Annotated in this window: 24 protein-coding genes and 1 riboswitch; of the genes, 16 read left to right on the top strand and 8 right to left on the bottom strand. The window is 38.0% G+C overall.

Annotated features, from left to right (window positions below):
- Positions 1 to 272: 272 nt before the first annotated feature.
- The 3 genes from QNH48_RS27940 (at position 273) to QNH48_RS27930 (ending at position 2362) form a co-directional block, all read left to right on the top strand.
- Positions 273 to 1232: a siderophore ABC transporter substrate-binding protein gene (locus QNH48_RS27940; RefSeq protein WP_283952898.1), complete on the top strand. Its 960-nt coding sequence runs from the start codon at positions 273 to 275 to the stop codon at positions 1230 to 1232.
- Between the two features lie 363 nt (positions 1233 to 1595).
- On the top strand, positions 1596 to 1742 hold the full coding sequence (locus QNH48_RS27935; RefSeq protein WP_283952897.1) for a YjcZ family sporulation protein: 147 nt from the start codon (positions 1596 to 1598) through the stop codon (positions 1740 to 1742).
- A 182-nt stretch (positions 1743 to 1924) separates the two neighbouring features.
- Positions 1925 to 2362 carry a hypothetical protein gene (locus tag QNH48_RS27930; RefSeq protein ID WP_283952896.1) on the top strand — a complete coding sequence of 146 codons (438 nt, stop codon included), beginning with the start codon at positions 1925 to 1927 and terminating at the stop codon, positions 2360 to 2362.
- An 80-nt stretch (positions 2363 to 2442) separates the two neighbouring features.
- Here the strand turns inward: QNH48_RS27930 and QNH48_RS27925 are convergent, their stop codons facing one another.
- Complete coding sequence (locus QNH48_RS27925; RefSeq protein WP_283952895.1) at positions 2443 to 2811, bottom strand: YmaF family protein; 369 nt, start codon at positions 2809 to 2811, stop codon at positions 2443 to 2445.
- A gap of 609 nt (positions 2812 to 3420) precedes the next feature.
- Positions 3421 to 3975 carry a TetR/AcrR family transcriptional regulator gene (locus tag QNH48_RS27920; RefSeq protein WP_283952894.1) on the bottom strand — a complete coding sequence of 185 codons (555 nt, stop codon included), beginning with the start codon at positions 3973 to 3975 and terminating at the stop codon, positions 3421 to 3423.
- A gap of 144 nt (positions 3976 to 4119) precedes the next feature.
- On the opposite strand from QNH48_RS27920, the gene QNH48_RS27915 reads away from it, so the two are divergent.
- The 6 genes from QNH48_RS27915 to QNH48_RS27890 all read left to right on the top strand — a co-directional run bounded on the left by QNH48_RS27915 (position 4120) and on the right by QNH48_RS27890 (position 10567).
- Positions 4120 to 5040, top strand: coding sequence for a DsbA family protein (locus QNH48_RS27915; RefSeq protein ID WP_283952893.1), 921 nt, complete (start codon positions 4120 to 4122; stop codon positions 5038 to 5040).
- A gap of 14 nt (positions 5041 to 5054) precedes the next feature.
- Positions 5055 to 5363, top strand: coding sequence for a monooxygenase (locus QNH48_RS27910; RefSeq protein WP_283952892.1), 309 nt, complete (start codon positions 5055 to 5057; stop codon positions 5361 to 5363).
- Between the two features lie 167 nt (positions 5364 to 5530).
- Complete coding sequence (locus tag QNH48_RS27905; protein WP_283955904.1) at positions 5531 to 5854, top strand: PadR family transcriptional regulator; 324 nt, start codon at positions 5531 to 5533, stop codon at positions 5852 to 5854.
- A 19-nt stretch (positions 5855 to 5873) separates the two neighbouring features.
- The gene (locus tag QNH48_RS27900; RefSeq protein ID WP_283952891.1) at positions 5874 to 6644 is read left to right on the top strand and encodes an HAAS domain-containing protein; all 771 of its coding nucleotides are present in this window, start codon (positions 5874 to 5876) and stop codon (positions 6642 to 6644) included.
- A 313-nt stretch (positions 6645 to 6957) separates the two neighbouring features.
- Positions 6958 to 7860 carry an acyl-ACP desaturase gene (locus tag QNH48_RS27895; protein WP_283952890.1) on the top strand — a complete coding sequence of 301 codons (903 nt, stop codon included), beginning with the start codon at positions 6958 to 6960 and terminating at the stop codon, positions 7858 to 7860.
- A gap of 480 nt (positions 7861 to 8340) precedes the next feature.
- Positions 8341 to 8424, bottom strand: a riboswitch (cyclic di-GMP riboswitch).
- A 586-nt stretch (positions 8425 to 9010) separates the two neighbouring features.
- Positions 9011 to 10567: a histidine kinase N-terminal 7TM domain-containing diguanylate cyclase gene (locus QNH48_RS27890; protein WP_283952889.1), complete on the top strand. Its 1557-nt coding sequence runs from the start codon at positions 9011 to 9013 to the stop codon at positions 10565 to 10567.
- A 153-nt stretch (positions 10568 to 10720) separates the two neighbouring features.
- On the opposite strand, the gene QNH48_RS27885 is transcribed toward QNH48_RS27890, so the two are convergent.
- Together QNH48_RS27885 and QNH48_RS27880 are read right to left on the bottom strand one after the other, a co-directional pair.
- Positions 10721 to 12145, bottom strand: coding sequence for a PH domain-containing protein (locus tag QNH48_RS27885; RefSeq protein WP_283952888.1), 1425 nt, complete (start codon positions 12143 to 12145; stop codon positions 10721 to 10723).
- Positions 12142 to 12660 (bottom strand): PH domain-containing protein, encoded by a 519-nt coding sequence (locus QNH48_RS27880; protein WP_283952887.1) that lies wholly within the window; start codon positions 12658 to 12660, stop codon positions 12142 to 12144. Before QNH48_RS27880 ends, QNH48_RS27885 begins: the two co-directional genes overlap by 4 nt.
- A gap of 233 nt (positions 12661 to 12893) precedes the next feature.
- On the opposite strand from QNH48_RS27880, the gene QNH48_RS27875 reads away from it, so the two are divergent.
- On the top strand, positions 12894 to 13784 hold the full coding sequence (locus tag QNH48_RS27875; protein ID WP_283952886.1) for a hypothetical protein: 891 nt from the start codon (positions 12894 to 12896) through the stop codon (positions 13782 to 13784).
- 196 nt (positions 13785 to 13980) lie between these two features.
- On the opposite strand, the gene QNH48_RS27870 is transcribed toward QNH48_RS27875, so the two are convergent.
- Both QNH48_RS27870 and QNH48_RS27865 read right to left on the bottom strand, forming a co-directional pair.
- Positions 13981 to 14199: a DUF2922 domain-containing protein gene (locus QNH48_RS27870; RefSeq protein ID WP_133369976.1), complete on the bottom strand. Its 219-nt coding sequence runs from the start codon at positions 14197 to 14199 to the stop codon at positions 13981 to 13983.
- A gap of 33 nt (positions 14200 to 14232) precedes the next feature.
- Positions 14233 to 14451: a DUF1659 domain-containing protein gene (locus QNH48_RS27865; RefSeq protein WP_133369975.1), complete on the bottom strand. Its 219-nt coding sequence runs from the start codon at positions 14449 to 14451 to the stop codon at positions 14233 to 14235.
- Between the two features lie 680 nt (positions 14452 to 15131).
- Between QNH48_RS27865 and gloA2 the strand changes: the two genes are divergently transcribed.
- A complete protein-coding gene (gene gloA2, locus QNH48_RS27860; protein WP_283952885.1) occupies positions 15132 to 15518 on the top strand; it encodes an SMU1112c/YaeR family gloxylase I-like metalloprotein in 387 nt (128 codons plus the stop codon).
- Between the two features lie 48 nt (positions 15519 to 15566).
- Here the strand turns inward: gloA2 and QNH48_RS27855 are convergent, their stop codons facing one another.
- Positions 15567 to 15779: a hypothetical protein gene (locus QNH48_RS27855; RefSeq protein ID WP_283952884.1), complete on the bottom strand. Its 213-nt coding sequence runs from the start codon at positions 15777 to 15779 to the stop codon at positions 15567 to 15569.
- Positions 15780 to 15982: 203 nt separating this feature from the next.
- On the opposite strand from QNH48_RS27855, the gene QNH48_RS27850 reads away from it, so the two are divergent.
- Positions 15983 to 17077: a mechanosensitive ion channel family protein gene (locus QNH48_RS27850; protein ID WP_283952883.1), complete on the top strand. Its 1095-nt coding sequence runs from the start codon at positions 15983 to 15985 to the stop codon at positions 17075 to 17077.
- Positions 17078 to 17986: 909 nt separating this feature from the next.
- Here the strand turns inward: QNH48_RS27850 and QNH48_RS27845 are convergent.
- Complete coding sequence (locus QNH48_RS27845; RefSeq protein ID WP_283952882.1) at positions 17987 to 19015, bottom strand: LacI family DNA-binding transcriptional regulator; 1029 nt, start codon at positions 19013 to 19015, stop codon at positions 17987 to 17989.
- A gap of 502 nt (positions 19016 to 19517) precedes the next feature.
- On the opposite strand from QNH48_RS27845, the gene QNH48_RS27840 reads away from it, so the two are divergent.
- From QNH48_RS27840 to QNH48_RS27825, 4 genes are all read left to right on the top strand, one after another.
- On the top strand, positions 19518 to 21203 hold the full coding sequence (locus tag QNH48_RS27840) for an alpha-amylase family glycosyl hydrolase (RefSeq protein ID WP_283952881.1): 1686 nt from the start codon (positions 19518 to 19520) through the stop codon (positions 21201 to 21203).
- Between the two features lie 12 nt (positions 21204 to 21215).
- Complete coding sequence (locus tag QNH48_RS27835; RefSeq protein WP_283952880.1) at positions 21216 to 22514, top strand: ABC transporter substrate-binding protein; 1299 nt, start codon at positions 21216 to 21218, stop codon at positions 22512 to 22514.
- Between the two features lie 208 nt (positions 22515 to 22722).
- Positions 22723 to 23592 (top strand): carbohydrate ABC transporter permease, encoded by an 870-nt coding sequence (locus QNH48_RS27830; RefSeq protein ID WP_283952879.1) that lies wholly within the window; start codon positions 22723 to 22725, stop codon positions 23590 to 23592.
- Between the two features lie 5 nt (positions 23593 to 23597).
- The gene (locus tag QNH48_RS27825; protein ID WP_481858518.1) at positions 23598 to 24446 is read left to right on the top strand and encodes a carbohydrate ABC transporter permease; all 849 of its coding nucleotides are present in this window, start codon (positions 23598 to 23600) and stop codon (positions 24444 to 24446) included.
- The last annotated feature ends 19 nt before the right edge of the window (positions 24447 to 24465 follow it).

Genomic DNA, 24465 nt, shown 5'->3' with positions numbered 1-24465 from the left:
TAGTGGACGGAACTAACCAAAAAAGACCATGAGAACCGTCCCCAAAGATTCAAATGAAAATAGTTCTCAATTACCTATTGACACTAGTTATCTGACAATATATGATATTAATCATGATAATGATAATCATTTTCAACTGGAACAAAAATAAGAGGAGCTGATTTAGATTTAATTGATAGACAGATAGATTTTTATAACTATCCAGAAGTAGTCGATACAAACGACTGTACATAAGTATTTTGGTTAAATTTAATTAAAAGGAGACTATAAACATGAAGAAATTACGTTTTATATCAATTATGTTCACACTGATTTTCTTATTAGCTGCATGCGGCAGCACAGAGGAAACGAGCAAATCTTCAGGTTCTGAAGGAGAAAAAACAGAAGAGAAAGCAAAAGAAGTCACGATTACCCATAAATACGGGGAAGTTACCATTGAAAAGAACCCTAAGAAAGTAGTTGTATTTGATTTTGGAGTACTTGATACATTAGACACATTGGGTGTAGAAATAACTGGTCTTCCACAAGCAATCGTTCCTAAGACGTTGGAGAAGTATGCAGGTTCAGAATATACCAACGTTGGTAGCTTGAAAGAACCTGATTTTGAAGCGCTGCACGAATTACAGCCAGATGTTATTTTCATCTCAGGAAGACAAGCAGAGTTATATGATCAATTTGCAGAAATTGCTCCAACGGTGTTTGTAGATGTAGATTATGCTAACTACATGCCCTCACTTGAAAAGAATTTCAATCTCTTAGCTGAAATTTTTGAAAAGGAAGACGCACTTGTTACAAAAATGGATGAGCTAAAGGCAAGTATTGATGAGTTAAATAAAGAAGCATCCGCGTCTGATAGCAAAGCATTAATTCTACTGGCAAATGAAGGAAAGATAAGTGCCTTTGGTCCAGCATCACGCTATGGATTTGTACATGATGTGTTTGGTTTCAAAGCAGTAGATCAAAATATTGAAGTTGCACAGCACGGTCAAAGTGTCACGTTTGAATATATTTTAGAAAAAAATCCAGATGTTCTATTCGTTATCGACCGCTCTGCTGCAGTTGGTGGAGAAATAGCAGCAAAGGATACCATTGAAAATGAGTTAGTAAAGAAAACAAATGCGTATAAAAATGGAAAGATTATCTACCTAGATGCAGTGAACTGGTACATTGCAGGAAATGGGATTACTTCAACGCAATCCATGATAGAAGAAGTGAAAGCAGCAATAGAGTAGAATCGTTTTCCATGGGGACGGTTCTTGCGTCCCGCTATAACCACATAAAACCATGAGAACCGTCCCCAAGGAATACAAGCAAAGCCCTATTCTATCTACTGTTTTTCGCCAATACACTGCCCGTGGGGACGGTTCTTGTGGCCGGTATTAGCAAAATTAATAACCATGAGAACCGTCCCTTTGTCCCTCCTTTGTCCCTGAAAATCAGCCTTCTAATTCGTTCATAACGTAATGAAATCATATTTTTAATCTAGACGGGCTCCAATTTCCTTTTCATGTGTATTATATAGTGTATTGGCATACCAGCTCTCTACGCACATGAAAGGAAGTGTTACAATGGATAATATGATTCCGTCAAATACTATGGGGGCAAATGTACTTCCTCAGCCTCAAATGCATTACGGCTATGCTGCTCCATGTGTTCAAACGCGTGGTTGCGAGAGTTTTATCATAATAATCGTGTTGTTTATTTTATTAATCATTATAGGTGCCTTTGCTTTCTGCGATTAAAACAATGGGGGCGTGGGGACGGTTCTTGTGGTCGTACTAGTCAAATAAAAACCATGAGAACCGTCCCTGTTGGTTCCCACTTACATAATTAAAGTAAAATTGATGGCAGTTCGTCCAAACCCTTTTCAAATATTTTAATAAACTAGTTATATAAGAGTTTGTTAAGAAGGGGAGTAAGGGGAATGAAAGGTAATAAGAAACACCATCATAAGCATCATCAAGGTAAAGACAAGCATGAGGATAAGGAAAAACAGAATCAAAATGACAAGCATGATGATTGCAACAAAAATCAGAACAAGAATGACAAGCATGATGATTGCAAAAAGCAAGACAAGAATGACAAGCATGACGATTGTAAAAAGCAAGACAAGAATGACAAGCATGACAATTGTAAAAAGCAGGACAAAAATGACAAGCATGATGATTGTAAAAAACAAGATCAAAAAGATAAACAAGATCAACACAAAAAGAATGATTGTGGTTGTAGGGATAAACAAAACGACAGGTATGGTCAAATGAAAAAGGATTCTTGTCATCATAATGAAAATAAAAAGAATGATAATAATGAACGCAAACAATGCCGGAATATTAATTGTTTATTTAAATGTAGATGCTGGTAATGCAAAAAGGGAGGATTTCTATTTTCTTAGAATCCTCCCTTTTTTTATTAATGAAAAAATTCACTTGGATAGGTTTGATTTTAGAGGCCTGTACTTCCGCCATATTGGTGTCTATGGGCTTCTTCTACAGAGGTAAAACCGTTAAATTCATGATAATGTCCACCATTTCCATAAGGAATGGCAGGTCCTGTTACTCCTTGTATTTGGTGTCTATGTCTGTCATTAACTGAAGTAAACGTGAAATATCTATGGGTATGCGGGACCCCAGTAGGTGCCGGTTCGGTCTGTCCAGCGTATTGATGGCTGTGGCCGTCGTCAAAAGATGTAATGCCGCTAAAACCGTGAACATGAACGGGCCTTCCATCCCAGGAAGTTATATAAAGTCGATGGGAATGCATTGGGTCTGAATCATCTGAAGCGTACATAAAGCCAGAAACAGGGATATCCATGAGTCATCACTCCTAAAAAGCTTTTTAACACATTATTCAACCTCTTTTACATTTGTGTTAATGCCTATTCTGAAAGGCATCGCCGATATCCTCGTTTAGGAATGCAGAATTCGATCTATTTTTCATAAGAATTTGGGTGACGACCAAGTGTTTGAAGGGGTTTGGGTCATATTTAATCAATCGTTTGTGTAATAGGGGAAAAACAAGATTTTTGCCAAAGAATGCATTTTAAAGGGGAAATCACTCGTTTTAGAGGGTTTTACCAAGATAATCATTAAATTTTACCCACCGACCGACAATAAATTTATTTGATTTAATAGAAAAAGCTTTTCATAACGTGGTTTATCCCACTTTTACACAATCGTTTGATTACCATGCCATTGTGGAAGAACCCGTCAAAGATTGTTGAAAGTCGTTTTTATTGGATAAAATTGAAGGATTTTGGGGGAAAAACAAACCTCCTCCTCGACAAGAAATTCTTTTGAAAGGAGGATAAGGTTCGTTTTCATAAGGGTTTAGGGAAGTTTAAATCAAACGATTAATTAAGAGGAATTCAATCGTCTTTTGTCGAAAGTGATTTTTTACGGATGCGAAGCCAGGCTTTAAACATTACTTAATCCCAGACATTAAATACGGGAGGGCTGGCTTAATGAAATCTTCCGGCTGTACGTTCATACCCTTTCGTTTCCATTCCACAGAAGCTCCGTAAATCCCCCAGCTTAAGATAATCGCATTAAGTTTAAGTGCTTCATCTTCTTCGGCTGCATTTTGTTTGACTAGCATTTTGTAAAAAATAATTTCGAGCTGTTCTCTAATAATACGGGCAATGGTATCTTCGTACCCTCTATGACAACGATTAGATAATGACTTTTGAAAATTGGTGATTGCTATGAAAATACTAACGAACGCCTCATCGTTTAGTTTGTCATTTTTATAAAAATCACCGTTCAGATTCACTAATAATACTTCAGATAATGCCTTCTCTAACAAGTCATATATGTCTTCAAAATGATAATAAAAAGTGGCGCGATTGATCATTGCTTCTGTTGTAATATCTTTTACGGTAATATCCTTAAATTCTTTTTTAGCGGAAAGTTCAATGAAAGAATCCATAATTAATCTGCGAGTCCGCAGCACTCGGGGATCCGTCTTTGATTGGGTCATTTTGTGGTCACTCCTACTTTTTCAACAATTTCTTCAATGTGTTGTATAACCGACATATCGAAGGAACTATTGGTATGGATTACTATCATTATTTACTAAGATAGTTGCATAAAGCAAATACAAACCATTGTAGGAGGATTGAACATGAAGAACAATAATATGATTTGTGATTTAGAAACAGGTGTATGTGGAGTAGCTGGAGAGGAAGAAATGGGGCTGATTAATTTTAGTCAGCCAAAAAAATCCATTGAAGTTTATTATGTCACGGATCCCATTTGCTCTCATTGCTGGGCGATTGAACCGGTCCTTCGTCGTTTCAAAGAACAATATGGACACTATTTCAACTTTCATCCGGTGATGGGTGGATTATTGGAAAAATGGCATGATGGGCCCATCGATCCTGCAAACGGAATTTACAAACCTGCGGACGTTGCCCCTCATTGGAGGGAAGTGGGTGAGCATTCTCGCATGCCTATTGATGGATCACTCATGATTGACAATCCTGTTCAATCATCCTTCCCGCCTTCACGCGTCTATAAAGTGATTCAAAAAAATTATAATGATGCATTGGCTTATGAGTATTTACGACGTGCTAGAGAAGAGCTTTTCGCATTTAATCAAAATATTTCGGATCTATCTGTTCTAATCGAAATCGTCAATAAACTCGGCCTTGATGGAGAAGTGATTGTAAGTGAAGCCGAACAGCCAGCAGGACAGCAATTATTAAATGAAGATTTTGCTCTTGCAAGAAGTCTGGGTGCTAGAGGATTTCCAACGATAATTATGATCAATGAAGAAAACAAAGGTGTGAAAATTGTTGGGGGGCGTCCGTTTGAATCCTATGTCGATGGACTAAAGCAGGTTTTAAACAGGGAAGAATTGCAGCCAAACCCACAACCTCCTCTATCTAGCTTACTTGAAAAAGAAAAGCTTTTATTTTCAAAAGAAATTGAAGTCATGTACGATCTTGAACAAACCGAAATTAACGCTTTTGTTGAAAAAGAACTACCACAAGGCAGTTATCAAAAGAAAGAAGTTCTAGGGGAATCCTATTTTACAAAATAAAAGGAGAATGATTTATGGCATACGTATTACAAGTTGATTTTACAATGAATGGACCTTTCGGAGATGAAATGGCGGCAGCGTTTTCTGGTTTAGCACAAAGCATAAATGAGGAAGAAGGCTTCATGTGGAAAATATGGACAGAGAGTCCTGAAACAAACGAAGCCGGCGGCATTTATATTTTCGAAACAAAAGAAACAGCTGAAAAATATTTAGATATGCATACCAAAAGATTGGCTGGATTTGAAATTACAGGTGTCAACGCGAAAATCATGGCCATTAACCCTAAGCTTAGTGATATTACAAAAGCTCCGGGTTTGAAATAATATTTAAAGGGGGGAGCTCAGGCAGCTGCCCCCTTTCTATTTGTCTGAAAGTTCTGTTGTATAAGTAGAAATGTATAAATTATCCAACATTACTCTTGTAATGCAAGATATATTATTATATGCTGATTGCATACCTTGTAATACAAGATAGTGAGAGCGGTGAAGAAATGTCACAAACACAGATGATGAAGGGAATATTAGATGGCTGTCTCTTGGCCATCATCGCTAAGAAGGAGTGTTATGGATATGAGATGGCTGAAAGTTTAAGTGAGTATGGTTTTGATACGATCAGTGAAGGGACCATCTATCCATTATTAATGAGAATGCAGCGGGAAGGGCTTGTTACTTCTGTCCTTAGGAACTCAACAGCCGGCCCAAAGCGAAAATACTATTCGCTAACCAGCAAGGGGCAGCAGGAATTAAATGATTTTCAAACGAGATGGTTTCAGCTTGAGAAATGTGTGAACGCCGTTATTAAAGAAGGGAATTAAAGGGAGAGGTGGAGAAGTGGTGGAATATCAACTATCTAAAAAAAGCGAAAAATTTATTGATGATTTAAAGCTTTACTTGTTTTCAAGCGGGAAAAATGAACAAGAGACGAAAGAAATTACCGATGAACTTGAGGTTCATTTATATGAAGCCGAACAAAATGGAAAATCCATAGACCAAATTGTCGGTGCATCCCCGAAGGAATATATGATGAGTATTTCAAGTGAAATGAAGAATGATTATCGAGCTTGGGCCAAATACGTTCCACTCATTATCATTGGTGCCATGTCGTTTTCGATTTTGGGTGATCTGATACAAGGTCCATTAAGCTATAGTTTATTAAAAATTATCGGATCGATTGTCAATAGTATCTTGTTCCTTGGGGGAGTTATGTTTGCCTTTCGCTATGTAGCTAGGAATCAGGTTTCGAAAATAAAAGAGTTTTTGATTTTTATGTTACCGATTATGATTAGTATGCTTTTTATCGGAGCTATATTGATTGTTGATTCTATTTATCAAACGCCGATTATTCATTTTGGCTTTATAGGCAGTTACCTCATTGGATTTATTTTTCTTTTGTTTATTATTTTCTTTTCCCTTTGGGCGAAGACGGCGGTGCTGATTGTAACGTTAATTGCCCTTCACCTTCCAACCCTTCTGCTTTCCTTTACTACCTTCAACGAGGAAACACGGTTAATTACAAGCATGATCATAACGTATTTATTGATGGGACTATATTTGCTTTATGTGGTGAAAAAGGAGAAAGGTAAGAAGGAAGGTACTCTTACTTAAAGGGAATGAATTTCAACAATTGTTGAAAAAATATATCTTAAAAAAATTACCCTAATCTTGAAGATAAACTTGATTAGGGTTATTTTTGTTCCTCGACAAAAAAATTTCTGGAATCCTGCCCAAAGTTCGTTTTTAAAAAGGGGTTAAGGCTGTTTTAATCAAACGATTAATTGGATATATTGTTAGATGATTTTGTCGAATACGAAGTAAATATCGGAAAAACCTCAAAAATCGAAGCCGTATGTTCGGAATGTTTTAAATTATATGTTTTAATAGAGTGATACGGTAAAGTAGTGAAAAGGAGAGGGAAAAGTTGTTAACGAACCATTTAGATTTCAGACTTGAACCGCAATTAAAAGAGCTTTATGAGGAACATAAGAGAAGGGCTGAAAAAATAGATTGGGGCTATCATGATTTCTTGCCTTGGGATAAAGCGCAGGATTTCAAGAGAGTACCCTGGAACCCGGAGCAGGTAACACTGCCGTCAGGTGTGGTAACGGCGGTAGAGACCGCACTTTTGACAGAGGTGAATCTGCCTTGGTTTACATCCCATTTAGATCAAACTTTTAAAGGATCGCTAACTGTCATCAAGGATTTTGTCCACACCTGGACAGCGGAAGAAGATCAACATTCAAATCTTTTGGAGACCTACCTTTTGATTACCAGAAACGCAGATCCGAAACGCATTCGTCAATTGCACAAGATGACAGTTGAAGGAGGATTTGAGCCGGATTTTGATACCCCATTCGAGACGATGGTCTATACTTCACTTCAGGAACTTGCCACCATGGTTTTTTATTATAATGTGGCCAAAGTAGCTGGAAGTCATGATAAAGAATTGGCTACGCTCCTTAGAAGACTCGCAAAGGATGAAACGCTTCATTATGCATTTTATCGCGACGTCATCAAGTTACACTTGCAATTGGAACCAAATTACTGCTACTACCTCGGTCATGTCATTAAAAACTTTAAGATGCCGGGTACGGTCATGCCTGATTTTGAAGACCGGATGTCCATTATTGCAAAGGAAGCTAACTACGGACCGCTTGAGTATTTTGATCAAGTGCTGGATGTCATTGTTGACTATTGGGACATCGAGAATCTTCGACCGATAGCTCCTGAAGCAGAAAAGGCGCGGCTGGATCTTCTTAACTACCATGCAAGACTTAAGCGTGTGAGGGACCGGTTTTATACTAGTGGAAACCGCAGCAAATAAAAAATGATGCCGACCATATACCCTTGAAAAAAACAGTATTCGAGGGTATTTGTGTTTGAGGATTTTAGGCTGTTCTACTAAGTATGGTTGATATGCTTAGAGTAATCTTGGGTACTCATGGCTTCATTACTGAATTATCAAGCTGCGTTTTTTAATAGATCGTATTAGTAGTAGTATTAGTGCCCGTTAACGTGGAAAGGTAGAGTTAGTGGTAACTAATAGAGCATAATAGTGCCCGTCATCAAGGAAAGGGAGAGGAAGAGGTAACTAATAGAACGTTAAATGCCGTGCTCTCTAATAGCAGTTCTTGTAACAAACGCAAAAAAAGCCAAAGGGCCCTTTTTAGAAGATTTTAAATAGATTGACTTCTTTTGCCGCACCTGATGCATTTACTAGTGTAATAACTGTACTTGTGTCTCTTGCGAAAAAAACAAACGATGGATTTAAGATTCAAATTGAACAACTCCCTTTGAATAAAAATCCGGCAGTCCAGCCATCATTGTGCTTTACATTAGACCTGGGACTTTGCGTCCTTACTTTTCAGTAAGTTTGCCTTTAACAGATTCATATAGCTTTTTCATAATACCATTTTTTGGTTTATTTTGATAGCTAAATATCACTAACGACCATTACTTCGATTAAAAGGCTTTACTTCTCAGGGAGTAGAGCTTTTTGTTATTCAACTAAACAGCTTAGGAGTGTAAGCGGAATTTGAAATCATTGTATAAAATTTGATGAGTCGTATATTAAAAATAAAAAATTACGCTATTTTTTAACGGAATATAAAAGCGTAAAATTACAAAAAGTTGAAGTCGAATTCTGATTCTACCAGATTAGGATTCTTTTTCAGTAATCATCTTTTAAAACATGAGTAGATGATATTAGTGCCCATCATTGTGAAAAAGGAGGGCCAGCGGTAACCAATAGAGCGTATTAGTGCCCATCAACGCGAAAAGGTAGCGTCAACGGTAACTAATAGAGCGAATTAATACCCGTCAATGCGAAAAGGTAGTGTCAGCGGTAACTAATAGAGTGTAATAGTGCCTTTACTGTTTAAGTTAACAATATATTTAACAATAAACTTCCAAATCTCTTTTTATATATGCTACATTATAGGTAAAAAGTGCTATCTAAGATGGGGTATCTAATTGTGAATTCGGAACTAACAGCTTATATTACTCTTATTTGTACATCAGGTGTACTTAATTTGTATTTGTGCTTAAACGTATTTATTAAACGGAATGATTATAAGAATATCGCTCATTATTTTATTCTTTATACTGCGGCCATCACCATTTATTGTTTTGCTTCTGCTTTTGGTTTAATGGCTACGACATTTGAGCAAATAAAGTTTTGGACAATCGTTCAATATATTGGTATGCCTATTTCTTCCCCTTTGGGGTTATTGTTTATAATGAAATATGTAGGAAAGAAGATCACGAAAACAGGGTACTTGGCTCTTCTTACTATTCCCTTCATTAGTTTAGTAATGGTTGCTACAAATGATTTTCATCATTTGCATTATCGAGTATTTGAAGCGGACCCCATTTTAGGTGCTCCCTACGTTCACCAGGAGATCGGTATATGGTATTTGATACACGGCGTTTTCATCTTTTCCTGCATGTTTGCAGCTTTTTTTCTAGTCCTTTCCCGTTGGAAGGAAACAGCAAAAGTGTATCGTCCGCAATTAATCTCGTTACTGTTCGGTCAGCTGGTACCTATGCTAACCGCTTTTCTCTATCTAATTGGTTTCACTCCTCCTGGTATCGATCCAGTACCAATGGTTTTATGGCTTTCATCGCTTTTATATTTATGGTCTATTCATTCATCGCGTTTGTTTACGTTAATACCGATAGCAAAAGAAGCGATATTTAACAGTATTAATGATGGTGTAATGGTATTGGATGAATCCTCACAATTAATAGAGTTTAACCAAGCTTGCAAGAGGATGTTTCCTTCATTAAATGAAACGATGCTTGGAATGGAATATGATGAAGTTTGGTTTGCTCTATCAGGAGTCTCATTTCCCTCTCAATTGGGGAGGGCTGCTACTGCACATGAAATCCAATTAGTGACCGATTTTTGGGAGCGTTTCTATCAGGTTCGTACCTCAACTTTAAAATATGCTAGTAATAGTAAAGGTCTATTAATTATTTTTACTGATATTACAGAGCTAAAAAGGCTGCAAATGAAATTAGAGCATCAGGCATTTTATGATGAACTTACAGGTATTTACAATCGCCGAGCATTTTTTCAAAAATGTGAGCAAGAATATTCTACAGCCAAGATGGATTTCTCTCCCTTCACAGTTATTTTGATTGATGTTGATTTTTTTAAAAAGGTAAATGATACCTATGGGCATAATGTTGGGGATCAAATGCTTATGCATATCGTAAAGATTATCCAATCACAATTGAAGCCAGGTATGCTCTTTGCTCGATATGGTGGAGAGGAGTTTGTAGTTGCACTGAAAGAAAGTACAGCGGTAGCGGGGGAAGCTTTAGCTAACCAGTTGCGTAGGTATGTAGAAAAACAACCGCTACTTACAAGTGAGGGAGTTATTTCTGTAACTTTAAGCAGTGGAGTGGCTCAGGCAACGAAAGAGACACCTGAAACACTATATCAGCTTTTGAATAAGGCGGATAAAGCTTTGTATTCAGCGAAACGTGAAGGACGTAATCAAGTACATGTTTATACAGCGAAATGATTTGCCTTTGGGATTGTGCTCAATTCGTTAGTGTTTTCGGTAGAGAAGCAGCATAATAGTGTCCTGACTGTATAATGTGACCATGGGGACGGTTCTTGTGGTCGGAACTAACCACATATGACCATGAGAACCGTCCCCAAGGTCCCAAGGACCCTATTTCTTATGGTACCAGTTATAGAAAGTACCTGCTTCTTTATTTGAAACTCCATATAATTCACTCTCATGCAGTGGTTTTGCCTTATTTGTAAAGGTTAGTGTCGCAACGCCAAATTTCCGTTGCAGCCAGGAGTGCTTGACGGTAATTTGTTGTATTCGCTCACGGTGGGTAACGAAGGTTTCATTGGTAAATCCGCCTTTTCTTATTTGTACAGTTTTTCCATGGCGGATATAGCTTGTAAACCAGTAATCGAGGATACGAGAGAGAATCGTAAGTCCAAAGACAATGGCAGCCACCCAAAGCCACTCTCTTTTAAAAATCATCAGCCCGATTATCGCTAGGATCGTTAGATAATAGGGTTGTAGAAGTTTAAGCCAAAGGACTTTAATCGGAAATCGATTCATCTTTTCTTCAATATGATAGTGAGGCAGCATGATTTGTAAAATTCGGTAAGCCTCATGCTTGGGCATAAACGGATACAAGGAACTCTTTTCCTGACCTTTTTCATCCCCAAAGGCACCTGCGCTTAGCAGTTTGATAGAGGCTAATCCTAGTAGACGTTTAAGAATGGTCTGTTCCACGATAACCGCTTGTACCCTGTGTTTTTGAATCGAAAAACTGGTGAAATTGCCAATCCCCTTTTCAATATAAATTCGCTCGCTATCATCGCTAATCACATAATTACCATACTTCATCGAAGTTTTTATAAAGCCAATCCCAACAGATATAGCCAGTGCTAGAACAAAGAGAACAATCAACATCCACCAATGGATCAATAAGTAGTCCAGAGCATTTTCTGCTGTTTCTTCGATTTGAAAGAAATCTGCCAGATTGAAATAAATGGCAGATAATAAAGGGAAGATGGCTAGGAAGCTAAGTGATGTAAAGGATGCCCTAACTAAATCCTTTTTTGTTGAACGGAAATGGATTGTCGTGTTTGAGGATTTCCCTTTTGCTACTGCCTCGATCGAAGCTTCCCCTCGTTCCAAGGAAAGAAGAATTCGTTGTCTCTCTTCTTCTGTTATCACAGGAAAAGTGAATGTAGCATTTTCTCCACTTGTACCAGTTTCAAGAGTAAGAGAAGTTAGTCCGAACCAGCGGTGAACAAAAGTAGTGTTCGAGACTTGATTATGGATCCGGTCTAGCGCTACGCTGCGTTGTTTTTTTACAACTACACCCTCATGAACAACAATGGAATCCCCAACGATTTCATAGCAGTGGAAGTACCATTTTAAGATAATCGAAAAAATGGTCCAGACGGAGGCGATTAAGAATATATATCGTCCCCAAATAACCCAGGTTGCTGTGGACGATCCTTTTAAAATAAATAAAAAGAGAAAAAATCCAATTGAGCTTTTTAGGAAAGATACTAGCTCAACCGCAATGAATGCGGCGTGGTACCGTTTTACACCTTCAGTCATGCGTCTGATGCTCCTTCCACTGCATCTTCATCTTGAATTTTTGCATAAACAGCGATTTGACCCTTTAGTTGTTTTGCTTCCTCTGCCGGAATGGCCGGAATGATATGGTTGGAAGCAGTTGTACCAATTTCAAGGTTGTACAATCCGTAGCGCCGCATAATAGGACCTTGTTCGGTTCGCACATATTCTACTTTTTCCATCGGTATTAAAGTGTGCTGTACTTGCCATTTCCCATGTTTCATCTGAACGAACTGTTGGTCAATTCTATATCTCCAGGTGTTTTGCAGGTACGTTGGTTCAATGAGTATGGAAAAAATAGAGGATAAAACGAATATCCCGCCAAGAATATAAAGGACAATGCCAATCCATCCATACCATCCAAACATTTCTGTACATACAACCAGAACAGCAATAATAAGTATGGCTGCTAGGTGACCTATGGTATTTGAAATTCTCCAAACTTTAACGGCATCCTTCGAAATTGTTTCTGTTGGTTCCTCAATATGTATATACATCCCCTTCACCTCAACTAATTCTTACGAACAAAGGGCACTAATAGTTTCACTTTACCGTTTTCTTGAAATCCCAGTGGTCCTTTATAGACGCCATCAAAAAAACGACTTGTGAATGAGGGGAGTTCGTCCAAACCATTTTCCATATTCTTAATAAACTAACAATATAAAAATGTTTGTTAAGAAAGGGAGTATGGAAATGAAAGGTAAGAAAAAACACCATCATAAGCATCATCATGGGAAAGGCAAGCATGACAATAAGAAAAAACATGATCAAAACGACAAGCATGATGATAAACAAGACAAAAATGACCAACATGATGGCTGTGGTTGTAACAAGCAAGACAAAAACAACAAGCATGATGATTGCAAAAAACAAGACAAGAATGACAAGCACGAAGATTGCGGATGCAAGAAACAAGACAAAAACGACAAGCATGATGATTGCAAAAAACGGGAAAAGGATGACAAGCACGAAGATTGCGGATGCAAGAAACAAGACAAAAACGACAAGCATGATGATTGCAAAAAACAGGACAAGGATGACAAGCACGAAGATTGCGGATGCAAAAAACAAGACAAAAACGACAAGCATGATGATTGCAAAAAACAGGACAAGGATGACAAGCACGAAGATTGCGGATGCAAGAAACAAGACAAAAACGACAGACATGATGATTGCAAAAAACAGGACAAGGATGACAAGCACGAAGATTGTGGATGCAAGAAACAAGACAAAAACGACAGACATGATGATTGCAAAAAACAGGACAAGGATGACAAGCACGAAGATTGCGGATGCAAAAAACAAGACAAAAACCACAGGCATGATGATTGCAAAAAGCAAGACAGAAATGACAAGTACGATGATTGCGGATGCAAAAAACAAGACAAAAACGACAGGCATGATGATTGCAAAAAGCAAGACAGAAATGACAAGCACGATGATTGCGGATGCAAAAAACAAGACAAAAACGACAGGCATGATGATTGCAAAAAGCAAGACAGAAATGACAAGCACGATGATTGCGGATGCAAAAAACATGACCAAAACGACCAACACAATCAATGCAGAAAAAATGATTATACCCGTACGTATAAACAAAACAACAAGTATAATCAAATGAAAAAAGATTCTTGTAATCCTTGTGAAAACCAAAAGCATGATAATGATTACAGTGAACGCAAACAATGCAGAAATATTAATTGTTTATTCAGATGTAGATGCTGGTAACTTTGATTGGGAGGGGTTCTATTAACGTAGAAACCTCCTTTTTTTAATACAAGGAAGACCGGCTTCCATTGGAAACCGGCCTTACTCTATTAAACTATTTCATATTCGGTTACATTGCGATCAATCACTCGTGCTCCTTTAACAGAAGCGAAATTACCATTCGTAGATGTGAAGACGCCTGAAGCAATCATTTCCTCCATTGCTGCCTTTACCACGGCTTCCTCAATCGGTTCTTTCGGATTTTCTATTGATAAACGAGCCGGTTTCCCATACTCCGTAACAAACTCCAATTCTAATGTTTTAGCCATTTCATTCACCTCCTTCTATCATTTATTTTCCAATTACGCTAGTAATTCAGAACTGTCGACTCTCTCAATGCTGCTGAGAGTTTCATTGGACAAATTGATAACCGCTTGTGCTGCTTGTAGAAGTTGATCGGCTGTCGCTAACTTTTGGATATTGTTGAAAGTCTTCGCCTTTAGAAGCGGTTTGCCATCATCATCCATTCCCACCTGGAACACCAAACGTAACTTAGACGTTGCTATAATTGCTCGTGCCATCGTAATCACCTCCTTTCACCCCTTTATATATGGAAAAGTAGGCAAAAAGGACAGGGTCATTGAAAATATATTTTTAAAAAGAGAGATTATCTGATTTTGTGCGGTGATAGTGCATGGCATTGAGGTTGCCAGAAAGGTTGCTTTTAGTTATAAATAATCGACAACTTATTTACTTCAAAGCAGCGGGAAAAACTGATGTAGAGGGATTTTAGCGAAAACGAATCAAACGTTTGGTTAAAAGTAAATTTGAATAAATCTGTTAGAATATGAAGTTACTTAGATTTTATTAAGTGAGAAGAGTGAAATGGTTATAGATGATTACCTATCCTCGACAAAAACTTTTTCTAATAAAGAGGATAAGTCCTTTTTACATAAGGCCTCGTTTCACATTTAATCAATCGTTTGATTAGGATAACGGTATAGGGAAAATGCTAGAAGAATGTTAAGTAAGGGAATATTAAATTTTTTTCTAGGGATCCTGGGGAATTTTCGGAGGAAAGCCAGCGGGGGATTCGACAAAAAAATTTCCTTGGAAATGAGAAAATACGTTATATACAAGTCAATATATCAGAACTAATCAAACGTTTGATTAGGAGGAGGTTCGTAGAAACAAGTCGAATATTAAACGAATCGATAGAAGTTAAGAAGCATTTTATAACAAAATGAAAGAAGTGTAAGCTATGAAATTGAAGAAAATCCACCATATTGCAATTATTTGTTCTAACTATGAAGTATCAAAGGATTTTTATGTAAGAATTTTAGGACTTACTCCTTTACAAGAAGTGTATCGGGAGGACCGGGATTCCTATAAACTTGATCTCAAGGTGAATGGACAGTACCAAATAGAGCTGTTTTCGTTTCCGAACCCGCCAGCACGGCCGAGTTATCCGGAAGCTTCAGGTTTAAGGCATTTGGCCTTTGAAGTAGACGATATCGAAGAGGCTGTTCTTCATTTAACCACCATGCAAGTGGAAGTGGAAGGTATTCGGATAGACCCCTGGACCCAAAAGAAATTCACCTTCTTTGCTGATCCGGACGGGTTACCTATAGAGCTTTATGAATGTTAATATCGAGTTGAGGGGGGAAATCACAGGATTTCCCCCCTTCAATTTTACCTAATCATCCGCAAACAATTCACCCAGATACTCTGAGTGGTCAAGATACTGCAACACAAATTCCTCTAAGGTCATGGGGATGTTGGTATCTTCTAACCAATAATCATAACTTACCGCGATCGTCTTTTTGATGAGGTCGTTGCCCAGCCAATTTTTGGCCAGGGTATGAGGCAGACTGGAGAGGACATCACTTACATCCTGGATACTGGTCATGATGAACACCACCTTAAAATGGCTTTTATCTACTATATGTCAGAGCTATTTATTAAGGCTGGCGACGCTGAAAAAAATATATGAATCTAAGACTTTTGTTGTATTCAATTATCTGCTCTAAGAAGTTATTATATGTGGATGGAATGGTTCGAATTCAATAAATGAGAGAAGGTATTTTTAGAATGTCTTTGAATATGTTTGTCATGGCTTTTTTGCCCGTGGAGATTGACTATGACATGTTAAAAAATGTAGGAATTTCTATCGGGATTTTGGTTTTATTTATTCTTTTTCGAAACCTTTTTACGAAGTATGTTTTTCAGCTGATTTTAAAATTGTCTAGAAAAACACCAACTGATTTTTTCACACAAATATGTTTGAGTTTTGAGCGTCCATTAGGCTGGGGGTTCATTATTTTAGGCTTGTATCTCGCCATGGATTATTTTCCTTTTATCGAACAGCATAATGCGTTATTTTTAAAATTTTTGCGCTCGATGGTCATTGTTTTGATTACATGGGGATTGTTTAATTTATCGTCTCCTACTTCGGGAATTTTAGTCAGTGTGAATCAAAAAATGAACAATAAGATTGATTTAATTCTTCTGCCGTTTATATCAAGAACGGTTCGGGTCATCCTTATTGCCATCAGTATCAGTATTATTGGCCAGGAATTTGATTATGACGTGAATGGGTTGGTCGCAGGTCTTGGATTAGGGGGGCTGGCGTTTGCATTAGCTGCAAAAGAAGCGGTAGGAAATCTAATCGGCGGAATTGTTATCGTGACTGAAAAGCCTTTTTCCATCGGCGAGTGGATTTTAACACCTAGCGTGGAGGGGACAGTCGAGGATATTAATTTTCGAAGCACAAAAATTCGAACATTTAGTCAAGCGCTTGTAACCGTTCCAAATTCTACACTTGCGAACGAACCGATTACCAACTGGAGTCGTATGGGGAAACGTCGCATCAATTTTCATTTGGGACTTAACTATCAAACCTCTAAAGAACAAATTCAAAGAGTGGTTCATCGGATTGAACAAATGTTGAGAACCCATGAAGAGATTCATCCGGATACGATTATGGTAGCATTCGATCATTACAATGATAGCAGTCTTGATATTCTGTTGTATTTTTTCACGAATACGACCGTTTGGGCAGAACATGTTAAAATCAAACATGAAATTAACATTGAAATCATGGGGATATTAGAGGAAGAGGGAGTAGAAGTCGCCTTTCCAAGCCGAACCATTTACGTATCTCCCCAATCCAGTGAATTATTTCAAACGATGGGTTCTTTTGATTGAGATTAGCTCCCAGGTTTTGGCACGTAAAATTGAAATTCGGCACGTAACCCAATAATATCGGCACATAAATCTAAAAAGCCAATGGATAGGATTCCTAAAGGGTTCCGTTTTGAGGTGCTTTTCTTAGAATACGTGCCGAAATGACAGTCTTATTGGAATCGTTACTGGTATATAAAAAAGTAAAACTCGCCATAATTGGCGAGTTTCTTTATTCGGTATACAAAAACCTTATTTATATAAATATAACCTCACTTACTTGTGATACGGTTCACCGTAATGCATCAACATGAGGTTCTCTTGGATTTTTGAGATAAAACTCACTCCCTTTTAAGATGTCTTGTCCTTAATCAGTAACCAGCAAAATAAAATAAGCGGAGATTTTCCGGTTAGATGCAGAATGGAGCCCGTTTCGGGGTAAATAAGGGGAGGTTTTCCGGTTATTCAAAGCAATATCCCCCATTATAATTTATTTCGAGTCAATAGGCGGAATCTCTCCGTCTATTTAAGCTAATTTCGAAGCTATTTACTAAATAAGCGGAATTTTTCCGTCTATTTATCAGATCGGATGTTTACCCTCATCCCCTAACCGATAAAAGAGGATCATCTTGATTCTGGATGCAGGAATCAGCAGCTTTTTATCGACCAGCTTATAAAAATCAATAAAAAATGGTACTAAAAACGGTACTGCAAATGACAGAAGTTTTGAACCTCTTTTTTAAATGTACAATACTTATTGTCCGTCATAATATGATGTCAATTGCTATGTCTAAGTTAATGGAATTTCGTAGAAACCTTGTTAAATAAAGAAAAAGACTATGCGAATTCATACGTCAATTCTTGTGTCTTTTAATAACAAAGCACCCGAAAACGGAACCCTTTAATAGGATTCCATTGGCTTTTTTTATCATGCTAACTATTATAGATGTATTTTTTTATAACGGAATCTCGAATCACTTTTTCTGTCTTAATGATGTTGCGTGCTGTACCCTCAGGCTTATTTCTAATAATAGAAAAAAGTAGATTTGCACCCGTTTCTCCTAGTTTTCTGACTGGAATTTCGATACTAGTCAGAGAAGGGGTCATGAAGGGAATGAAACTAGAGTTACTGTAACCGACAACGGATAGATCTTGTGGAATGGATACGCCTAGTTCTGTTGCGGTTTTATAGATACTCATCACTTTTAAGTCATCCGTAGCCAACACAGCTGAAGGGCGGTTACTTCCCAAAAGCAGCTTTCTGGCTGCGAGGCTGCCTGTTTCGACATTGTAGCCGCCGTCAATCATCCATTCTTCTCTTACTGACAATTGATGATCCTCCATACAGGCTTTATAGCCATTTAGACGATCCATGGAAACATGGTATTCAAGTGGCGAGTGTACACATGCAATCCTTTTATGGCCTTGTTCGATTAAATATTTGGTTAGCTCATAACTATCATGAAAGTTATCGGTATCTACTGAAAATATATTCGTATAACTTCCTTCGACTTTACCAATGACGACAATGGGTATATTAAAAACGTCCAGCTGCTTGAACAATTCTTCATTGGCAGGCGAACTTAACATAATGATTCCTTTGATCATTTTTCCTTTTATTTTGGTTATGCACTTCTCAAGCTCATCCCTGCTATTTTTGGCCGTTTGCAGGATAACATCAAAATTTTCTTCTTCTGCCTTTTCTGCTACCGTCTGAAGGATTTCTGAGAAAAATGGATTGTTTGTTGTCGTCTTTGCAGACCGTGAGACAACCATGATGGCATCAAAACTGGAGGAAAGAGCCCTGGCCAATTTGCTAGGCTGGTAATTCAATTCTTCAATTGCTTTGATGACTCGATTTCTAGCATCTTCAGAAATATTGTTCTGATTATTCAATACGCGGGATACGGTCGATTTTGAAACGTTCGCAGCCCGGGCAATATCATAGATCGTGTAGCCCAATCAAGCTCCTCCTCTCATAGATGGATATACAAATTTAAAAATGAATCCGATTACAATTTCGTATATTAAATTTATTAATATAGTCAGTATACAAATTATATGGTTGAAAACTCAAACAATCAACAAGAATTTTTTATGAAATTTTTCAAGATAAATCCTTAAAGTTATGAGTTGACATATAGGGTTATCTGTAATATATTTAGCATGTGGGAGCGGTACCAAATTTTTTTGATCTATTTTTTTAGTAGATTTGGGAGCGGTACCACGGATATTCTATTTTATTTTTTAGTATTACTGGGAGCGGTACCACATTCAATTTCTAGTACGGGAATTTAATAACTTATTCTATTTTTTTAGCGTTTTCGGTAAGCGGTATCAAAACTTGTATATACAAGTTCGCTTTTTAGCTGTACAATGGTTGAAAAACTATCTTTCTATGAATTTATCGACTTGGTACTGACTTTTCGCAAAAAATGGGAGCGGTACCATCAAGGAGGAGTCTATGAAAACGATTAAAGAAAGACTTTCATTTATTTATGGGGATTCTAATGTTGAGTCACTCTGGACACGTATTGAGGAGCGTATGGCGAAAACAAAGGCAATGCCCCTTAAGGCAAGAAAACAAAACTGGGATCAACGAGATGTATTCCTGATTACATATGGCGACCAATTTCAGGAAGCGAACCAACCTACTCTAAACACTTTTAAAAAAATGTTTGAAAAGTACTTGGCGGACAAGTTTGAGATTGTTCATTTACTTCCTTTTTATCCGTATTCTTCGGATGATGGTTTTTCCGTTATTGATTACAAGAAAGTAAATCCAGCCTTAGGCGATTGGGAGCATATTAGCGAGCTTTCAGGGTCAGCCCGGATTATGTTTGATGATGTATGTAACCATATCTCGGCAAAGAGTGAATGGTTTCAGGAGTTCTTAAAAGGAAATCCAGAATTCGAAGACTATTTCATTGACATGGATCCATCGATTGATTTAAGTGCTGTCACAAGGCCGCGGGCCCATCCGCTGTTAACCAAATTTATTTTGGAAAATGGCAAGGAAAAGAATATTTGGACAACCTTCAGTGAAGATCAGATTGACTTGAATTTTGCTAATCCTCAGGTATTGTTCGAGATGATCGATGTCTTGCTCTATTACATTGAGCAAGGGGCGGAATTTATCCGACTGGATGCGATCGGCTTTTTATGGAAAGAGGCTGGTACAACAAGTATCCATCTTGAAAAGACTCATGAAATCGTGAAGATATTCCGTGCGATTGCGGATGAGGTGGCGAAAGGGACCGTGATCATTACGGAAACAAACGTACCGCATAAAGATAATGTTTCTTATTTTGGAAATGGTAATGATGAGGCACATATGGTTTACCAGTTCCCACTGCCGCCGCTCGTTCTGTATTCGATCCATAATGGAAATGGAACAGCACTTTCGAAGTGGGCAAGGGAGCTTCCGCCAACCGGGCTTGATACAACCTTTTTCAATTTCCTCGCCTCCCATGACGGGATTGGGGTAAATCCGATTCGCGGAATCATACCGGAAGAAGAAATCTTATCGATGATTGAAGATTTGCAAAAAGAAGGCGCTTTAGTCAACTATAAGAAAAATCCAGATGGGACCCAGAGCCCTTATGAAATTAATGTTACCTATCTTGATGCACTAAATTTACAATCTGACGATGATGATCTTCGTGTGAAAAGGTTCTTAGCGGCTCATTCAATTCTGCTTGCCCTTCCAGGCGTACCTGCTATTTATGTCCAAAGCATACTAGGGTCTCGCAATGACGGGGAAGGTGTTTCGAGGACAGGAATGAACCGTTCCATCAATCGCCAAAAATACAATATGGTCGATATCGAAAATGAGCTGGATAATCCAGACTCATTACGGAATAAGGTCTTCACGGAATTAACCAAAATCATCGCAGTCAGGAAAGAAGAAACACTTTTCCATCCGAATACTAGAATGGAAGTCCTTGATTTTGGAGAGAAAGTGTTCGCTTTTAAACGGGTGAATGACAACGAAGAAAGCCTTTTAGCAATCATTAATCTAACAAATGAATCAGTAGAATGTGCGTTAACTGGAAGCTTCTTTGACAGTATTTCAGGTAAGAATATCGATTGTGATCCATCTATTTCATTAGAACCATATCAATTTGTTTGGCTTAAGCCAATTCAATAGGAGGAAAGTACAATGATGAAAAAAGGATTTTACGTTTTCATGATGTTACTAGTAGCGGCTGTGTTAACGGCTTGTAGCGGAGAAAAGCAAAACGGCAGCGAAAAGACAACCATCGAGTTTATGCATTCACAAGTTGAACAGGAGCGATTGGCTGTTATCAATGACTTGGTTGCAAAGTTTGAGGAAGAAAATCCAGATGTTAAAATCAAGCAAGTTCCGGTTGAAGAAGATTCCTATAATACGAAAATTGTAACGTTAGCTAGTGCAGGTAAGCTTCCTGCAGTCGTTGAAGTAGGACAAGAATATGCAAAAGTAATGGATAAGGACGAGTTGATTGATAAAGATGCCGTTAAAGGTGTCCTTGATAAAGTTGGCAATGAAAATTTTTATGATGGTGCATTGAAATTAATGAAAACAGAAGATGGAAAAAGCTTCACTGGCGTACCTGTCAGCGGCTGGGTACAAGGAATTTGGTACAACAAAGAAGCATTAGCATCCAAAGGATTTGAAGAACCGAAAAGCTGGGATGATGTATTAGCGATTGCAAAAGCATTTACAGACAGCAGTAACAAAAAATACGGAATTGCGTTACCAACGGTTGAAGGCGGATTTTCTGAGCAGGCATTTTCTCAATTTGCCCTATCAAACCATGCAAATGTTCTAGATGCTAAAGGTAAATTGAATATCAATTCTACTGAAATGAAAGAGGCATTGAATTTCTATCAAGAATTAGCAAAGTACACGATGCCTGGTTCGAATGATGTTACTGAAGTAAAGGATGCTTTCATGAACGGATCAGCACCGATGGCAGTTTATTCAACTTATATTCTTCCAGCTGTATATGAACAAGGGAATGCGGCGAATATTGGTTTTGCAATCCCAACGGAAGAAACAAAAGCGGTATTTGGAACTGTTTCTGCTCTGACTGTTTCCTCTGGTTTAGAAGAGAATCAAAATGCAGCAGCGAAGAAATTTATTGAATTCATGGCACAGCCAGAAAATATGACGAGCTGGGTATTAATGTCACCAGGCGGTGCTCAGCCAGTTAGCAAACTTGTTGTGGAAAATGAAACCTATCAGGCAAACGAAGTTGTAAATTCATTTGGTGAGCTTTCAACTGAAATCGCTGCATCTTTTAATGATATTCAAGTGTTTGGGTTAGTGGATGGAAAGAACTTCCTGAAAATGGGTGATGTAACAAGCTCGGGAGCTATTCCTAAATTAGTAAATGCAATCACGGTGGGTGAAAAGGGCGTTGACAGTGAACTGAAAACGGCTGAACAAGCGATTTCGGACGTTTTAGAAAAGTAATTTGAAATAAGGGGGATCCCCTGATAGGCGGTCCCTCAATTATAAACTAACATGAAATCGTTTATTTACAGCCATTAGTGAAGGAAATATTGAAAAAATAAAGTTGTTTAAGAAGGTGGATACGATGCCGGCTTTTAAACAACTTTATTGATTCAGTGAGATTGTTTAGTGGTTCACAAACATTTCAACAACTACTTAGGGGGGTACCATGAAAACCATTAAAAGGGAGAAATCAGATTTAAAATTAGCAATGGTCCTGCTTTTTCCAAGTATCTTCTTGGTGCTATTGCTTGTTGCGTACCCGATGTTCTCCAATATCCAAATTAGCTTCTTTGACCAGCCAATAAACCCGAGACTAGACGCAGTCTTTGTTGGGTTCGAAAATTACATGTCGATTCTGTCGGATGGAGAGTTTTTTAAATCACTAGGGATTACGTTTTTGTATATGATTCTTGCCGTTTTAGGCAGTACGGCGATGGGATTGGGTGTAGCGATTTTCTTTAATCGGCCATTTAAATTCCGCAAGCTTTCCCGGTCTTTAATTATTTTGTCCTATGTTACACCTTCGATTTCATTGGTTTTTGCATGGAAATACATGTTCAATAATGGCTATGGTGTGGTGAACTTCTTAGTGGTAGACGTTTTACACCTAGCTGACAAGGCTCCGCTTTGGTTTGATAATCCGGTCAGCAGCTTTTTCCTAGTTGTTCTCTTTGCAATTTGGAGATATTTTCCTTATGCGTTTATTTCCTTTTTGGCTATCTTGCAAACGATTGATTCAACCTTATATGAAGCAGCAGAAATCGACGGAGCTTCTGCGTGGAATAAGTTTAAAATTGTTACCCTCCCGGCGATTATGCCAGTGCTGATTACGGTGGTAACACTGCGTTCTATTTGGTTATTCTATATGTTCACCGATGTTTTCCTACTCACAAACAAAGTGGACATCCTTGGGATTTACTTGTACAAGACAGCATTTGCCTTCAATGATCTAGGCAAAGCAGCATCTATTTCTGTCATTCTGTTTATTATTCTATCTCTTGTAATTATTGCAACACGAAAGCGGGTGAAATACTAATGGCAATGGCTAGCAGTAAAAAGAATCGTGCACTTAAGAAAGCTGGATTTTATACGGGGCTCATCGCCCTGTTAACGGTAACCCTTTTTCCTTTTTTCATTATGCTGATGACATCTTTTAAGTCTACAAAGGAAGCCGTTTCAACGAACCCAACTCTTTTTCCAAAAGAGTGGACATTTAAGCATTTTGTTGATATTTTCAATCCGGATATTTTTCCATTTATATCCTATTTTAAAAATAGTTTGGTCGTCTCGCTAACGGCGTCTGGATTAGCCGTTCTCATTGCTATTTTTGGCGCTTACGCACTGTCTAGGCTGAAGTTTATGGGAAGAACGACAATCAATGCAAGTTTTTATACGGTATATATGTTTTCGGGTATCCTGCTTGTTGTTCCATTGTTCAAAATTATTTCCGGACTTGGTTTGTATGATACAAAAACAGCGTTGATCATTACGATGATTGTGCAGACGCTGCCGACAGCGATTTTTATGTTAAAAAGTTATTTCGATACGATTCCAGATGACCTAGAAGAGGCAGCCATGATTGACGGCTTAAATCGTATTCAAATTATTTTCTATATCATAATTCCATTATCGTTATCCGGGATTATCTCAGTATTTGTATACTCCTTTATGGTTGCCTGGAATGATTACTTGTTTGCTTCGATTTTCTTGTCAGACTCGTTGAATTTCACCTTGCCAATCGGATTAAACACATTATTCAGCACACCGGATTATGTTTGGGGCCGAATGATGGCAGCGTCACTGATCACAGCACTGCCAGTCGTGATTATGTACTCCATTTCAGATTACTTTATTAAAGGCGGCGCCACTGAGGGCGGAGTAAAAGGATAATATTTTAATAATAATGAAA

Source organism: Neobacillus sp. YX16 (assembly GCF_030123505.1).
Classification (GTDB): domain Bacteria; phylum Bacillota; class Bacilli; order Bacillales; family Cytobacillaceae; genus Neobacillus.
This window is presented reverse-complemented; position numbering and strand designations above follow the sequence as displayed.

What these genes read in the sequence shown, in the direction of transcription:
- QNH48_RS27870 (WP_133369976.1), bottom strand. Translation starts at nt 14,199, where the DNA reads ATGGCTAAAACATTAGAATTGGAGTTTGTTACGGAGTATGGGAAACCG.
- QNH48_RS27830 (WP_283952879.1), top strand. Translation starts at nt 22,723, where the DNA reads ATGAAAACCATTAAAAGGGAGAAATCAGATTTAAAATTAGCAATGGTC.
- QNH48_RS27930 (WP_283952896.1), top strand. Translation starts at nt 1,925, where the DNA reads ATGAAAGGTAATAAGAAACACCATCATAAGCATCATCAAGGTAAAGAC.
- QNH48_RS27825 (WP_481858518.1), top strand. Translation starts at nt 23,598, where the DNA reads ATGGCTAGCAGTAAAAAGAATCGTGCACTTAAGAAAGCTGGATTTTAT.
- gloA2 (WP_283952885.1), top strand. Translation starts at nt 15,132, where the DNA reads ATGAAATTGAAGAAAATCCACCATATTGCAATTATTTGTTCTAACTAT.
- QNH48_RS27905 (WP_283955904.1), top strand. Translation starts at nt 5,531, where the DNA reads ATGTCACAAACACAGATGATGAAGGGAATATTAGATGGCTGTCTCTTG.
- QNH48_RS27885 (WP_283952888.1), bottom strand. Translation starts at nt 12,145, where the DNA reads ATGACTGAAGGTGTAAAACGGTACCACGCCGCATTCATTGCGGTTGAG.
- QNH48_RS27910 (WP_283952892.1), top strand. Translation starts at nt 5,055, where the DNA reads ATGGCATACGTATTACAAGTTGATTTTACAATGAATGGACCTTTCGGA.
- QNH48_RS27840 (WP_283952881.1), top strand. Translation starts at nt 19,518, where the DNA reads ATGAAAACGATTAAAGAAAGACTTTCATTTATTTATGGGGATTCTAAT.
- QNH48_RS27880 (WP_283952887.1), bottom strand. Translation starts at nt 12,660, where the DNA reads ATGTATATACATATTGAGGAACCAACAGAAACAATTTCGAAGGATGCC.
- QNH48_RS27935 (WP_283952897.1), top strand. Translation starts at nt 1,596, where the DNA reads ATGGGGGCAAATGTACTTCCTCAGCCTCAAATGCATTACGGCTATGCT.
- QNH48_RS27850 (WP_283952883.1), top strand. Translation starts at nt 15,983, where the DNA reads ATGGCTTTTTTGCCCGTGGAGATTGACTATGACATGTTAAAAAATGTA.
- QNH48_RS27925 (WP_283952895.1), bottom strand. Translation starts at nt 2,811, where the DNA reads ATGGATATCCCTGTTTCTGGCTTTATGTACGCTTCAGATGATTCAGAC.
- QNH48_RS27855 (WP_283952884.1), bottom strand. Translation starts at nt 15,779, where the DNA reads ATGACCAGTATCCAGGATGTAAGTGATGTCCTCTCCAGTCTGCCTCAT.
- QNH48_RS27915 (WP_283952893.1), top strand. Translation starts at nt 4,120, where the DNA reads ATGAAGAACAATAATATGATTTGTGATTTAGAAACAGGTGTATGTGGA.
- QNH48_RS27920 (WP_283952894.1), bottom strand. Translation starts at nt 3,975, where the DNA reads ATGACCCAATCAAAGACGGATCCCCGAGTGCTGCGGACTCGCAGATTA.
- QNH48_RS27875 (WP_283952886.1), top strand. Translation starts at nt 12,894, where the DNA reads ATGGGAAAGGCAAGCATGACAATAAGAAAAAACATGATCAAAACGACA.
- QNH48_RS27835 (WP_283952880.1), top strand. Translation starts at nt 21,216, where the DNA reads ATGATGAAAAAAGGATTTTACGTTTTCATGATGTTACTAGTAGCGGCT.
- QNH48_RS27940 (WP_283952898.1), top strand. Translation starts at nt 273, where the DNA reads ATGAAGAAATTACGTTTTATATCAATTATGTTCACACTGATTTTCTTA.
- QNH48_RS27865 (WP_133369975.1), bottom strand. Translation starts at nt 14,451, where the DNA reads ATGGCACGAGCAATTATAGCAACGTCTAAGTTACGTTTGGTGTTCCAG.